The sequence below is a fragment of the Caulobacter sp. FV1ye6ST genome (assembly GCF_058681225.1).
In genome coordinates this window covers 2,974,144-2,988,105 of sequence record NZ_CM178733.1, presented here as the reverse complement: position 1 = coordinate 2,988,105, position 13,962 = coordinate 2,974,144, and the positions used below count along the sequence as shown (strand labels likewise).

Annotated in this window: 13 protein-coding genes; 5 read left to right on the top strand and 8 right to left on the bottom strand. The window is 65.9% G+C overall.

Annotated elements, in window-relative coordinates:
- Nucleotides 1-46: 46 nt before the first annotated feature.
- Complete coding sequence (locus tag ACW175_RS14495; protein ID WP_492100751.1) at nt 47-2,281, top strand: prolyl oligopeptidase family serine peptidase; 2,235 nt, start codon at nt 47-49, stop codon at nt 2,279-2,281.
- Between the two features lie 888 nt (nt 2,282-3,169).
- Here the strand turns inward: ACW175_RS14495 and ACW175_RS14490 are convergent.
- Together ACW175_RS14490 and ACW175_RS14485 are read right to left on the bottom strand one after the other, a co-directional pair.
- A complete protein-coding gene (locus tag ACW175_RS14490; protein ID WP_492100750.1) occupies nt 3,170-3,373 on the bottom strand; it encodes a hypothetical protein in 204 nt (67 codons plus the stop codon).
- A complete protein-coding gene (locus ACW175_RS14485; protein ID WP_492100749.1) occupies nt 3,370-3,906 on the bottom strand; it encodes a BPL-N domain-containing protein in 537 nt (178 codons plus the stop codon). The genes ACW175_RS14490 and ACW175_RS14485 overlap by 4 nt, the downstream gene beginning before the upstream one ends.
- 153 nt (nt 3,907-4,059) lie before the next feature.
- Here ACW175_RS14485 and ACW175_RS14480 point away from each other — a divergent pair, with 153 nt between their 5' ends.
- From ACW175_RS14480 to ACW175_RS14470, 3 genes are all read left to right on the top strand, one after another.
- On the top strand, nt 4,060-5,064 hold the full coding sequence (locus ACW175_RS14480; RefSeq protein ID WP_492100748.1) for a GlxA family transcriptional regulator: 1,005 nt from the start codon (nt 4,060-4,062) through the stop codon (nt 5,062-5,064).
- 139 nt (nt 5,065-5,203) lie between these two features.
- On the top strand, nt 5,204-6,046 hold the full coding sequence (locus tag ACW175_RS14475; RefSeq protein WP_492100747.1) for a DJ-1/PfpI family protein: 843 nt from the start codon (nt 5,204-5,206) through the stop codon (nt 6,044-6,046).
- Between the two features lie 92 nt (nt 6,047-6,138).
- Nucleotides 6,139-7,011, top strand: coding sequence for a DJ-1/PfpI family protein (locus ACW175_RS14470; RefSeq protein ID WP_492100746.1), 873 nt, complete (start codon nt 6,139-6,141; stop codon nt 7,009-7,011).
- Between the two features lie 207 nt (nt 7,012-7,218).
- Here the strand turns inward: ACW175_RS14470 and ACW175_RS14465 are convergent, their stop codons facing one another.
- The gene (locus tag ACW175_RS14465; protein WP_492100745.1) at nt 7,219-7,695 is read right to left on the bottom strand and encodes a YybH family protein; all 477 of its coding nucleotides are present in this window, start codon (nt 7,693-7,695) and stop codon (nt 7,219-7,221) included.
- A 27-nt stretch (nt 7,696-7,722) separates the two neighbouring features.
- Nucleotides 7,723-9,120, bottom strand: coding sequence for an MFS transporter (locus ACW175_RS14460; protein WP_492100744.1), 1,398 nt, complete (start codon nt 9,118-9,120; stop codon nt 7,723-7,725).
- A 248-nt stretch (nt 9,121-9,368) separates the two neighbouring features.
- Between ACW175_RS14460 and maiA the strand changes: the two genes are divergently transcribed.
- A complete protein-coding gene (gene maiA / locus ACW175_RS14455; protein WP_492100743.1) occupies nt 9,369-10,007 on the top strand; it encodes a maleylacetoacetate isomerase in 639 nt (212 codons plus the stop codon).
- A gap of 3 nt (nt 10,008-10,010) precedes the next feature.
- Here the strand turns inward: maiA and ACW175_RS14450 are convergent, their stop codons facing one another.
- The 4 genes from ACW175_RS14450 to ACW175_RS14435 are packed head-to-tail and all read right to left on the bottom strand — an operon-like array spanning nt 10,011 to nt 13,960.
- A complete protein-coding gene (locus tag ACW175_RS14450; protein ID WP_492100742.1) occupies nt 10,011-10,967 on the bottom strand; it encodes a PDR/VanB family oxidoreductase in 957 nt (318 codons plus the stop codon).
- Between the two features lie 22 nt (nt 10,968-10,989).
- A complete protein-coding gene (locus ACW175_RS14445; protein ID WP_492100741.1) occupies nt 10,990-11,679 on the bottom strand; it encodes a fumarylacetoacetate hydrolase family protein in 690 nt (229 codons plus the stop codon).
- Nucleotides 11,680-11,699: 20 nt separating this feature from the next.
- Nucleotides 11,700-12,743: a gentisate 1,2-dioxygenase gene (gene gtdA / locus ACW175_RS14440; RefSeq protein WP_492100740.1), complete on the bottom strand. Its 1,044-nt coding sequence runs from the start codon at nt 12,741-12,743 to the stop codon at nt 11,700-11,702.
- Nucleotides 12,740-13,960 carry a flavin-dependent oxidoreductase gene (locus ACW175_RS14435; RefSeq protein WP_492100739.1) on the bottom strand — a complete coding sequence of 407 codons (1,221 nt, stop codon included), beginning with the start codon at nt 13,958-13,960 and terminating at the stop codon, nt 12,740-12,742. The genes gtdA and ACW175_RS14435 overlap by 4 nt, the downstream gene beginning before the upstream one ends.
- Between the last annotated feature and the right edge of the window lie 2 nt (nt 13,961-13,962).

The window sequence follows — 13,962 nt, the reverse complement described above, 5'->3', positions numbered from 1 at the left end:
TTGTCACGCACCAAGGCCGCAGCGTCGGGCCGATTGAGGGTGGGTCATGCAACGTCGGTCAAACCGCAAATCAAGCCAGCAAATCCGTTCAGCGGACAGCCAGGCGCACGCTCGCCGATTGGTGTCGGCGGCGTTGGCCGCAACGGTCCTTTCGCTTGGGCCGGTCGGATCTGCAGCCTACGCGCAGTCCGCCGCCCCGCCGCAGTCCGTTGTCGACCCCGGCGCGCCTGACGCATTCACCTGGCTCGCCAGGGCGAAGGATCCCAAGGCGCTGGACTGGGCTGCCAAGCAATCCGAGACAACCATGCAGCGCCTCACGGCGAGCCCGGAGTTTCCCGCCGTCGAGGCGGAAATCAAGCAAGCGCGCGCTGCGAGTTCGCCCGCGCCGAGCTTTTTCCTGCTCGAGGACAAGATCGTGCGCTTCGTGCGCAATGAAGAGTTCAAGGCCGGCGCCTTCTACGTCGCGTCGCGCCAAGCGGTCGCCAGCGGACGCGCGATCGACTGGCGGCTGGTGCTGGACGTCGGCGCACTGAATGCTCGCGAGAGCAAGCAGTACGAAGTCATGTTTTTGAACCTCAACGTCCAATGTTTGCCGAAGACGGATCGCTGCCTGATCCCATTTGGCAATGGAGGGGCGTCGTTTGTAGAATATCGGGAGTTTGATTTCTCCGCGGGCGGCTTCGTTGAGGGCGGCTTCCATAGCCCACCGACGCGCGGCGATTTTGGCTGGCTCAATTCCGACACCGTTCTTATCGGGTATGTCGGCAAGCCCGCCGATCAACTGGCGAGCGGGTTTGCGCAGACGCTCGTCGCCTGGAAACGGGGGACGCCCATAGCAGAAGCCAAGCCGGTCTATTCAGCCAAGCCGTCAGACTCGATGGTGAGCGCCACGACGATTGGCGCGGGCGCCACGCAGCGGGGCCTCATCACGCGGGTCGTCGACTATTCGAATTTCGAGCTCTATCTGGCCGGACCAGACGGGTCGGTTGAGCAGCTCAAACTGCCGACCAAGCTTCAGAATTTCGGCACGGCTTTTGTGACCGGCAGCAAAGTTGTCGTGCAACTGGCTGACGCCGCGGTGATCGAGGGCAAGGCTTATGCGGCGGACACGCTCATATCTTACGATTTGCAGGCGCCGGAAGGCCGCCGCGTAACCACCGTCTACGCACCAACGACGGGCTCCTATGTCAACGACCCCTTCGAAGGCATAGCGGGAACCGGCGATGGGATCGCTTTCGTCGAAACCCGCGACCTCAAAAAGACACTGGTAATCGCTCGGCCGACGGCGAGCGGCTGGTCGATCACGCGCTCGCTGTCCGCTCCGTCCGGGGTGGCGATGACCATTCCGAGCAATGACCACTTTGGACCAGCGCTGATCGTCCGGCAGGCGGGGTTTCTCCAACCGACCCAGACAAGCCTCGTGCTGCCGGGTCGCAAGCCGATCACGCTGTTCACGGGCAAGCCTGTGGTGGACGCCAGCAAATTCGTGACGGAGGTTCATTCGGCGCGGTCTCGCGACGGCACGATGGTCGACTATTATCTCGTCAAGCCGAAGACGACAAAAGCCGGTGCTGTGCCGGTTATTCTGTCCGGCTATGGCGGCTATGGGATCAACGTGGAACCGAGCTATTTCACCGGCGATCTTGGCATGGGGCTCGTCCCCTGGCTCAATCGCGGGGGCGCCTTTGGGCTTGCCGCCATTCGAGGCGGCGGCGAACGCGGATCGGCATGGACCAATTCGGCCAAGGGCATCAAGAGACAGCGTACGTTCGATGATTTCGCTGCGGTCGCGCAGGACATGGTGACGTCGGGCCTCACCGCGCCAGGAAAGATCGGCAGCTTTGGGCGTTCGTTCGGCGGTCTGTTGTCCGCCAATATGGTCACCCAGCAGCCCGAGCTCTTTGGCGCCGCTCTCGTCGGCGTGCCCGTCACCGATCTTTTCCGAAGCGTTGACGACGGCAGCATCATCGACGCCGGCCAAACCACGGAGACGGGCGACCCCAAGGACCCCAAGCAAGTTCCGATCATGCTGGGTTATTCGCCGTACCAGAATATCCGCGCCGGTACGCGTTATCCCCATGTCCTGACCGTCGTATCGACAGAGGACGGGCAAGTTGGACCCGGCTTTGGGCGACGCTTTGCCGCGAAGTTGCAAAGCGTCGGCGCCGATTCCCTGCTTTTGGAAGGGCCGACCGGCGGCCACGGCTTCCCAAATGAATTCGCCAATCCAAAGGAGCACGCGGCGCAAGTCACGTTCTTCATTGAAAGCTTGATGAAGTAAGGAGTTGCGACGCGACCTCGGAGCTTTTCGAGGTCGCCTCCGTGCTCGGCCGCGTCGACTTCAGGGCGCCAGGCGGATGCCTGGCGTACCCAAGCGCCGGTGAGGAAGCCAGGCCGCATTGCGGTCTAGCCGAGTGATCTGCGCGACATCGCCGCAATCAAGGTGAAGGCGAGCCGCGCAAGGCTCTGCGCGTGGGTCATTCGGCGGCTAGCGTCGAGATGAGCGGCCCGCATCCGGTCAAGGGCCGCTCCTGACGATTATGGGCGGAGCCGAGGGAAGGCGACGACCGTCGGCGGACCTTGGCTGAGGCGAGCACCTACCCACATCGTACAATCAAACGTCGTGAAGCCGGAAGATTGGCGCGCGCGCCGCGAATAGAAATCAGAGCGCTTGATGCGCTCAATGGCGTCTGTTGATACTGGCCTCGCCATCGGGTTCAACCGATGTCACTGCGGGTATGCGGCGCAACCTTTGCTCCAGCCGAGCCGAATTGCTCGACTTCGACGGCGCGACGGCAAAGCCACCGAGATTTTCGTAAGTGAATACGGTTGTGCCGCCGGCTCGTCTGATCGCCTGTTGGACGCGCGCCCGTTTCTCGCGCGTGGCGCAATCGCACAGGACGATGAACTTCGATGTTGGCCGCGCCTGCGGCGAAGGGGCCCCGGCTTGAGCCGTTCCGGCGGCCAACGGCGAGACCAGGAACGTTCCAAGGGTCAAGATGAGAACGATAACTCTCAAGGCAAGATGACTCCACGCGATGACCTAAAAACCAGCGGCCCTGGTCACCTATTCAGAAGGCCATACCGTAATGGCAATATATTGGCGGACTTGCGCCATGCCCGTAGTGGTTATTGTTCATCCGCCCTGGTGGCGTTGTAACAAACGACCCTATTTGCGGAACTCGTCGAACAGGGTCTTCAAGACATCGGTCTTCGGCATTTTGCCAAGAGGAATGCCGGCCTGTTCGAACCAGCTTTTGTCCGCTTCGGGGTGGGGGCCGCTCAGGACCACGACGCCCTTGCCGAACATGTAGCGCGCGGCCGCGACGTCGCCGTTGGCGTAGTGCGCGAGCGCGTGGAAGTTGCCTTTCACGCTCTGCGGGAATAGGGTCCATCTTGGTAGAATATGGTGTCGGGGCGCCCCTTCCACCGCACGGCGACGGCATCGTCATCGATCGAGCTCACGGGGAAACCAGGGCGTCCGACCGCTGAGTCCAGATCATCCCCAATCAGCCCGATATTATCGTCGTCAGCCAGGTAGGCGCCCATGCACAGGCCCAGATAGCCGCTGCCGCGCGAAACGAAGTCGCGGATCGCGGCGACGCGTCGATCGCCCAACGCCTTCAAGGCGGCGGGAATGTTCTGCCCGCCGCCCGGCTGCACATAGACCGCATAGCGGCGAAGGTTGGAGACGGTTACGTCAACCGCTTCCCCCGGACCGACGAAGTCCACCCTGTAGCGAGGGTCTAAAGCCTCGATCGCCTCCTTGGCGGTCTCCGAACAGTCGTCACAACCGGCAGCGCCCCGGTACACCGCGACCGCCACGACATCCTTGGCGTCAGCGCTTCCAGCAAAGGGCGCAACGACGGCGCAGCAGAGCGCCAGCAACAAATGGCGAAACTTCATCTTGGCCTCCAACGCTTGGAGGCTATAGCTGAGTTTGGTGTAAGCGTTCGCGAACTGACGACAAAAAGCGATGAATTTTCGTCCATCTTGAACGCTCTCTTGACGCGAGGCGACGCGCCTTGATGCGAGAACAATGACGAGATCGCCGCGGCCATGACCCTTTCCGGAAATCCAATCCGCATTCTGCTCCTGGCGTTCGATGGCGTAAATCTGCTCGACATCAGCGGGCCGCTTCAGGCCTTCGAAGCCAGTGAACCTCATCGCGATCCGGCCGAGCGCTATGAGACCATCGTGGCGTCCATCAAGGGCGGCGTCATCCAGACCTCGGCGCGACTGCCTGTCGTCACCCGCAAGTTGGCCGACATCGAGCATTTGGTTTTCGACACCGTGATGGTGGGTGGCGGCGGCTTGGATGGTCGTCCCGCAGCGCCGCCGGATCTGGTCGACTGGATCGCCCGGTTTCAAGGGCGGGCGCGCCGCGTCTGCTCGATCTGCGCGGGCGCGTTCATGCTGGCGGCGGCGGGCTTGCTCGAAGGCCGCCGCGCAACGACCCACTGGCATTGGGCGAAATTGCTTCAGGACGAGAACCCCAACATCGCCGTCGAGCCTGAGTCCATTTACGTCACTGACGGGAGGATCTGGACCTCCGCCGGCGTGACGGCCGGGATCGATCTGACCCTGGCGTTGATCGAGCAGGACTACGGCCACCGCGTGGCGATCGAAGCGGCGCGGCGTCTGGTGGTGTTTATGAAACGCCCCGGCGGCCAGGCGCAGTTTTCGGTGCCGCTGTCTTTCCAAAGTCAGAAGGACGACGGATTTTCTGAGCTGCACGCTTGGATCCGGCAAAACCTGGGAGCGGATCTGACCATTGAACGCCTGGCCGATCGGGTCGGTATGTCGCCGCGCACGTTCAGCCGGCTCTACGCCGCACGCGTCGGCCACACGCCGGCCAGGGCCATAGAGGCGATGCGCGTGGAGGCGGCCTGCGGGCTTCTGGAATCGACCCAGGCGCCTCTGAAGCAGGTCGCGGCCCAGGCCGGTTTTGGGGACGAGCAGAACCTTCGCCGGGTGTTCGCGCGGCGCTTTGGCGTCAATCCGATCGCGTATCGCCAAAGGTTCAGCAGCGCTCGGCGCCAAGTGGGCGAGGACGAAGCCTGAGCCAGGCCGGCGTTGCGGGCGGACGAATTGGCCGAATTTGAAGGTCAACTGTCATTCTCGACAACACGCCGCCCTTCTAGCATCGCCTCGATCCACCAGCGCGCATCGTGCGCGCCGGGCGGGCTATCAGGAGCATCGCATGCCGTTGGCTGACCATGAGATCAATCGTCGCCGCCTCACGACGCTCCTCAGCGGGGGAATGCTCGGCGCGGGCGTCCTGGCGTCATCCACGGCTCAGGCGGCCCAAGCCGCGCCGAACGCCCAGGCCCAACGCCCGGCGCCCGCCGGACCGAGCAACGGACCCAGCGTGTCGATCCTGATCTATCCGAGCATGGTGATGCTGGACCTCGTCGGTCCGCTCACGGTGTTTTCGATTATGCAGTCGAAGATCGAGATGGTGTGGAAGGACCTCGGCCCGGTCTCCACCGATTGCCGCATCCCGGTCACCCCGACGCACGACTTCACCACGGCCAACAAGAGCGCCGATATCTTCCTGATCCCCGGCGGGACCATGGGCAGCGTCGCCTGCATGAACGATCTGGCGGTGTTGGACTATGTTCGGGCCCAGGGCGAGGCGGCCAAGTATGTCACCAGCGTCTGCACCGGCAGCTTGGTGCTGGCCGCGGCCGGGTTGCTGAAGGGATATCGCGCCACGTCGCTGTGGGCGGTGGCCGATCTGTTGCCGCTGATGGGCGCCGAGCATGTCGATGAGCGGGTGGTGGTGGATCGCAATCGCATCACGGCCGGCGGTGTTACAGCCGGCATCGACTTTGCGTTGATGCTGGCCGCCAAGCTCACCGACGAAACCACGGCCAAGCGTATCCAGCTGACCCTGGAATATTCGCCGCAACCTCCGTTCCACGCCGGCACGCCCAAGGAGGCCGGCGCCGAGCTGACCGCCTTCACCCGAAGCCGGCGCAAGGGCATGGACGCGGCGGCTGAAGCCGCCGCCCGCCTGGCGGGCCAGCGCCTCAAGGTCTGAAGCCTTTTCCCGGCCGCGGTTCGGCGTTACGGCCGCCCCACAAGGGCGACGTCGCCAGCCCGCGCCTGTCATCTAGAGCAAGGGATACGCCCGTGAGCGACGCGTCGACGCCGAACAAGAACGCCGAGGACCGCAGACGTCTTCTCCAGTCGATCACCGTGGCGGGACTGGGCGGCTACATGCTGGCCCAGGGCGCGCCGGCGGCGGCCGACCCCGCGGCGCCCACTGCGCCCAAGCCGATCCCCGTAGGGACCTTGGGAGCCGCCGGCGCGGGCCCCGGTCGTCCGAAGATCGCCATGCTGGTTCATCCCAAGATGGTCATGCAGGACCTGATCGGACCGCTCACCGTGTTCAACCTAATGCGTTGTGAGATCCACCTGGTCTGGAAATCCCGCGATCCCGTCATGACCGAGGTCGGGCTTCCGATCGCGCCGACGACGCTGTTCGCCGATTGCCCCGCCGACCTTGATGTCCTGTTCGCGCCAGGCGGGCTGGACGGGTCCATCGCCGTGATGGAAGACCCCGAGGTGGTGCAGTTTTTCGCCGACTGCGGCCGCACGGCGCGCTACGTCACCAGTGACTGCACCGGCTCGTTGCTGCTGGGCGCGGCGGGCCTTTTGCGAGGCTACAAGGCCACCAGCCACTGGTCGGTGCGCGATCACCTGGCCCTGATGGGCGCAACGCCGGTGCATGATCGCGTCGTCCAGGATCGCAATCGCATCACTGGCGGCGGCGTCACGGCGGGCATCGATTTTGGCCTGACGATCGCGGCGCTGTTGCGCAGCCAGGCCGAGGCCGAAGCGATCCAGCTGGTCATCGAGTATGCGCCGGCGCCGCCCTTCAACGCCGGGACGCCCGAGACCGCGCCCAAGCCGGTGCTCGACCGTCTGGTCACCAGCCGCGCGGCGGCGGTGGAGCGCGCGCGCCAGGCGTCGATCCGTATGGCGGCGACCTTCAGGACCTGAGCGGTGGCCATGTGAGCGCCAGCCGGGCGCGCCGTTTTGCGCAATGATGGCGGCTCCTCATCGCGCAAGGCGGGTGCGTCCGGCCTTGGCGGCGAAGCGCGATGGCGAGTCGCGGGGCTTTTCAATTGGCCCGCCGCGCTCTGTGGACAGAGATGACGCCGCTAGGCGCGGCGCTGCGGGGGCCGTTTAATCTCTGAGGCGGCCTCTCTAAACCAAGGGCACGTAGATCTCCGACTGAACGCGCCAGCCTTCAGCCATTTTGGCCCACCGGGCCAGATAGAGGCCGCCGCGGTGCCGGTCGCGCCGCACCGCGGTCCACTGGCCATATTCGGCGGCCGTGTTCCCGCCGTCATGGATCGCCACCCGGTGGGGGCTGCGCACATAGGTGACAAAGTTCGGATCGCCGAAGGCGCGATCGAAGGCCTTGATCATCGCCGCGCGTCCTTCGACGCGCGTATCGGCGCTGGTCAGCACCAGAGCGTCTTCTGACAGCAGCTCGGCGCCGCCTGCCGCGTGATGACGGGCGATGGCGGCGTTGGACGCCGCGCGCAGTCTTCGGATCGCCGTCCGGTCGGCGGACCGGCGGGGCAGGATGGCTTGAAGGAAGGTGTTGATCCGCGCTTCAAGCGTCAGCCTGTCGTCGACGGGATGGCTGGGCGGGGGGGCGATGGTCGGCGGGGTCATGGCGGCCGTTTCTCGTGATCGAAGGAACTAGGCGCTGGGTGGAGAAGCGGTCGGTGCGCTCGCCGGGGAAGCCGGCCCGTCGTTCGACGCCGTAGGCGCGCCGCGCAAGGCGAACAGGCCCCCGATCACGGCGCTCAAGGTCGCCAGGCCGAGCGCGTAGAGCGTGGGTTGGTCCAGGCCCGAACGAAAGAGTTGGCCCACGATCGTGGCGCCGGTGATCTGCCCCAGCAGCCGGGCCATGACCAGGAGACCGCCGGCGGCGCCGCTGCGCGAGGCTGGCGCCGCCAGGATCAGGCTTCGGGTATTGGGAGACTGAAACAGACCAAATCCGGCGCCGCAAAGACCGATCGCCAACGCGATGCCTGGCCTGCCGGCCTGAGCCGGCAGCGCGACCAGCAAGCCCAGGCCGGCGGCGACCACGAACAGACCAAGGCTGATGTACAGGCGTGGCGATCCCTTGTCGGCGGTGCGTCCGGCCAGGAAGGCGACGAGGCCCGAGGTCAGCGGCCAGGCTGTCATGAGCAACCCGATCGCCAGCGGGCCTTGACCCGCTCGGTCATGGAGCAGGAAAGGCAGTGCGATGAAGGCGAGCATCTGGGCGACGAAGGCCAGGGCCGAGGTCACGAGCGGTCCCCGGAACGCCGAAACGCGCAACAGATCCAGGGGGATCAGCGGGCTGGGACGCGAAAGTTCTCGCCCGACCAGGGTCGCGCCGGCGCAGGCCCCAAGCGCCAGGAGGCCGATCGCGCCAAGGCTCACGTCACGCGCCAGGGCTTCCGCGCCGAGCGTCAGTCCCGCGAACGTCGCTACGTTGAGCGCGACGGCGATTAGATCCAGGCGTGCGCCCGAGCCCGGCTGACGGGGCAGGGCGCGATGGGCCAAGGCCAACGTCACCAGGCCAATCGGCACGTTGATCAGAAACAGCCAGGGCCAGGACCCGATGGCCAGCAGCGCGGCCGCCGCGGACGGGCCGGCGCTGGCGGCGATGGCGACGACGACCGCGTTCCTGCCGATACCGCGCCCCAGATGCTGGCGCGGATAGGTGTTGCGCACCAAGGCGGTATTGACGCTGAGAACACCCGCCGCGCCAAAGCCTTGGATCACGCGCGCGATCACCAGGTGTTGAAGCGTATGAGCGCCCGCGCAGGCCAGGGAGCCGGCGGTGAACACCGCCAGTCCGATCATGTAGGTCCTGTGATAGCCAAGCTTGTCGCCCAGGGCGGCCAGGGGCAACAGGCTGACGATCATCGCCAGTTGATAGGCGGTCAGCACCCAGATCGTCCCGGCGCGATCGGCCCCAAGATCGCGGGCGATGCTCGGCAAGGCGATATTGACCATCCCACCGTCGAGTACGGCCATGCCGATCGCGAGCCAGATCGTCAGAACCGACCAGGTGCGCCGCGGAAGAGGAAGGCCGTTGGTCAAAGGGCGTGTCCGGGGCGCGAACGCCGCTTTAGAGAACCCGGCCCTGCGTGCCGTGCGATGCGACTACGCATGAGACGTGGGCGCGTGAGCGGGGAAGGCGGGCCCGCGCCGCTGACATTTAAGCGCGGGCCAGGCTTGGGATCGGACCAATGGGCCGGGGTTTCGGACAACCATCCCGGAGCCACTGGCAGGCTGGACGACAGCGATGATAGGCCGGGTCGACCCTTTTTGAGTGAGCAAGACCGACGATGCGCCTACATGGCTATTTCCGAAGCGCGGCAAGCTATCGCGTTCGCATCGCCTTGAATCTGAAGGGCCTGAGCGTCGAGGCGGTGTCCCACCATCTGCGCCGGGGCGAGCAGCACGACCCGGCGTTCCTGGCGCTCAACCCCCAGGGCCTGGTGCCGGTGCTTGAACTCGACGACGGCCAGTTGCTCACCCAATCGTTGGCGATCATCGAGTGGCTGGACGAAACCCACCCCGAGCCGGCGCTGCTGCCGCGCGATCGTCTGCAACGCGCCAGGGTGCGGGCCTTCGCGGGCGTGCTGGCGATCGACACCCACCCGCTGCAAAATTTGCGCGTGTTGCGCAAGGTGATCCAGATCACCGGTGATCCCGCGGCTGGCGATGCGTGGGCGGCCGAGATCAACCAAGCCGGCCTTGAGGCCTGTGAGCGCTTGCTGGGCGACACCCCTACGGACAGCGGCTTTTGCTTTGGCGATGCGCCCAGCCTGGCGGACATCTGCCTGGCGCCCCAGTTGGGCAACGCCCGGCGGTTCGGCGTCGATGTCTCGCGCTTTCCTCGCCTAATGCGGGCGGAAAGCGCCGCCAAGGCGCTGCCGGCCTTCGCGTTGGCGGCTCCAGAACGTCAGGCCGACGCCGAGTAAGGGCTAGAGGTCCAGGGTCAGACGGGCGCTCAGGGCGCGGGACACGCACGGGGTGAACTCGCGATGGGCCGCCTTTTCCCCGTCGGTCAGATAGAGGTCGCGGTGATCCACCTCGCCCGCTATCACGCGCGTCACGCAGGTGCCGCAGACGCCTTCCTCGCACGAGGTCTCGACCGTAAAGCCCGCCTGGGCCAGCACGTCGATGGCGCGCGTCCCGACAGGCACGTTCAGGACCTCGCCGCTGCTGGCGATTTCGATCTCGAAGGGCTTGTCACCCGTATCGTCGATCGCCGCGCCCGTGAAGTACTCGCGGTGAACCGCCTCGTCGGGCCAGCCGGCCTGTCTCGCCCCAGCGATCACCCAGTCCATGAACCCGGTCGGTCCACAGACATAGAGATGGCTGCCGGCCTTGGCGTTCCGGAGCAGGGCGGGGAGATCCAGCCGTTGATCTTCTGGACCATCGTCGCGATGGAGGTGGACGCTCGCGGCGAACGGACTGGCCCGCAGCCGCTCGAGGAAGGCCATGCCGGCCGCCGCGCGCCCGCAGTAGTGCATCTCGAACGCCTGACCGGCGGCGTGCAACTGCTCGGCCATGCACAGGATCGGCGTCACCCCGATGCCGCCGGCCACGAGCAGGGCCGGCGGTCCAGCGCTCACCGCGAAGTGGTTTCGCGGCGGACTGATCTGCAGGATGTCGCCTTCGGCGATGCTGTCATGCAGTGAGGCCGAGCCGCCGCGCGACGCCGGGTCGCGCAGCACGCCGATCAGGTAGCGGTGGCGCTCGGTTGGTGCATTGCACAGCGAATACTGCCGCGTGGCCCCCGACGGCGTTACGACATCAATGTGCGAGCCCGCTGTGAACGCCGGCAGAGGCGCTCCGCCTGGATTGATCAGCTCGAAACTGCAAATGCCGTCGGCCTCGCGGACCTTGCGGCGGACTTGGACAACAATCTTGGTCATGAGACGTGCATGGCGATCTGGCTTAGGCCGCGATGGTCAGGGCGATGTCGGTGAGGCCGGAGACGCCGCCGGTGACGCGATCACCCTTGCCGATCTGGCCGACCTTGTCGGGCGTGCCCGAGAAGATCAGGTCGCCCGCGCGCAATTCCCACGACTTGGAGATGATCGAGACGATCTCCGGAACCGACCAGATCAACTGCGACAGGTCGGCCTCCTGCTTGATCTCGCCATTGACCGCCAGCCAGATGCGCCCTTCGCTGAGGTGACCGACCTCGGCGGCCTTGTGTAGGGCGGCCATCGGCGCGGACTGGTCGAAGGCCTTCCCCAGGTCCCACGGACGCCCCTTATCGCGGGCTTCGAACTGGCGATCGCGCCGCGTCAGGTCGATCCCGACCCCGTAGCCGAACACGTGGTCCAGCGCCGCGTCTTCGGGGATGTCGCGGCCATCCTTGCCAATGGCGACCACCAGTTCGATCTCATAGTGCAGATTGGCGGTGTCGGACGGATAGGCGATCGTCTCGCCCGATCCGATCAGGGCGTCGGCGGGCTTGAGGAAGAAGAACGGCGCGTCGCGTGTCGGGTCGCCGCCCATCTCGCGCGTGTGGGCGGCGTAGTTGCGGCCGACACAGAAGATCCGCCGCACGGGGAAGCGGTCGGTCTCGCCGACAACGGGGGCCGAGACGACGGGCGCGGGCGTGAACAGATAGCTCATCGAGGTTCCAATCAGAGATGTCAGGCGGAGGGGCGATCTTCGCGCCAGAGGTCAAAGGCCTCCTGGGCGACGCGATCGGACATTTCGAACAGCACGGTCTGCGGCCCGGTCTCGATCGAGACGCTGGCCCAGGACGGCGCGCAGAAGACATCCCGTTGCGAGAACGGGAAGGCGCGGCCGTCAATGGTGGCCACGCCCTGACCCTCGACCGCGGTGAAGACGCGACTGTCGGTCGCCCGATAGGGCAGGGTGCGATAGTCCTTGGGCAGCAGCCGAAGATAGCAGCTGATGGTGGGCAGGGGCGGGCCGCCGGTCGCGGGGTTCACGTAGCGCATGCGCCAGCCCTGGAAAGGGTCGATCGCATCGGACGCGGCCAGGACGTTCAGCGCAGCGCGCGCGTCGGCATAGGGATAGTGGACCTTGGGCGAGGCCTTGCTCGTGGGACGCCATTCGGCCGGCGCCAGGCCCGCGCCGAACCGCAGCAAGCCGTCGCCGCGCGCCTTGGTGCGCGCGCCGACCGGGCTATTGGATTTCTCCATGAAGCCGCCGTTGAAGAAGCGCACCAGCGGGATATCCAGGCCATCCAACCACATCATCGGCGAACGCGAGGCGTTGCCGTGATCGTGCCATTTCCAGTTGGGGGTCAGGACTAGGTCGCCGGGGCCCATGACGATCTCCTCGCCCTCGACCGCCGTGATCGCGCCTTCACCTTCCAGCACGAAACGCAGCGCCGACTGCGTGTGCCGGTGGGCCGGCGCGATCTCGCCGGGCAGCACCAGCTGGACGCCGGCATAGAGGGTCGGGGTGATCGAGGCCGAGCCCGGAAGGTCGGGGTTTTCCAGGATCAGCACCCGTCGCTCGGCCTGCTCGGCGGAGATCAGGCCGCCGGCTTCCAACAGCAGGGCGCGGATCTCGTCATAGACCCACAGGTGCGGACGATAGTGCCGGTTGGGCTGAGGCGGGACCAGGGCGTGAAGCGACTCCCATAGCGGCAACATGGCCCGGTCGGCCAGGCGCTCGCGCAGGCTGTCCATGGCCGCGATGTCGAGCCCCGGCGGCGTCATGCGGGGGCGCTCAAGGACTTCAGATCGAAACCGGCGACCTGCTTGTAGCGATCTGACAGGGCGCGAAGCTCGTCCTGGCTGATCAGCGCGTCCAGATCGTCGAACGGCTCGTCGCCCGTCAGTTCCTCGACCTTGATGTTGATGATGTCCGGTGGGTTGGCGCGGTTGGCGCGAACCACGGCCGCCGTCGGCGCCAGGCGCTCGGTCTCATAGGCGGCCAGGGCCGCGACCGGTCCGCCCGGCGCGTTCAGATGGTCGGCCAGCACCCGGGCGTCGATCACCCCCTGGGCCGAACCGTTGGAGCCGCGCGGATACATAGGATGGGCAGCGTCGCCGGCGAAGGTGACGCGGCCAAAGGTCCAGCGATCGATCGGATCCTTGTCGACCATCGGATATTCGAAGATCTGCTCGGCGTCGCGGATCAGGGCCGAGACGTCCAGCCAGTCGAATTTCCAGCTCTCGTACAGGGGATAGAACTGATCCAGCCGCCCCTTGGCGTTCCAGTCGTTCATGACCTGGTTGTCGGATTGGATTTCCGCGACCCAATTGATCAATTGGTCGCCCGAGCCATCCGCCGCGTCGCCGATGGGATAGATGACGATCTTGCCGGTCTTCAGGGAGCCGACCCGCATATAGGTGCGCCCGTCCAGGATGGGCTTGCGGCGTGTGACGCCGCGCCAGGTGTTGATGCCGGTGAAGGCCATGGTCTCGTCGGGATAGAATTGGCGCCGGATCGCCGAATTGACCCCGTCGCACGCGATCGCCACATCGGCGCGCACGCTATGGCCGCTCTCGAACCGGATGGTGACGCCGTCGTCGTCCTGCTCGACGCCCAAGGCGCGGCAGCCGGTGACGATCTGGTCGGCCCCCAGGCGGGCCTTGGCTTCGGCATAGAGAAGGGCGTGCAGACGACCGCGATGAATGCCGATCTCCGGCGTGGCGTAGCCCGCCAGGCGACCGCGAGGCTCCTTGTAGATCAGCTGGCCGAACCGGTTGAAGAAGGCGCTCTCGCGGTTTTCAATACCAACGGCCAGCAGCTTGTCCTGCAGGCCCAGGGCGGTCAGTTCGCGCACGCCGTGGGGCAGCAAGGTGATGCCGACGCCGATCTCCTGGATGTTGGGCACAGCCTCGTAGATCCGGCAGCCAATGCCTCGGGCATGGAGGTTCAGGCCCAGGGTCAGGCCCACGATACCGCCCCCAATGATCGCGACTTGCATGA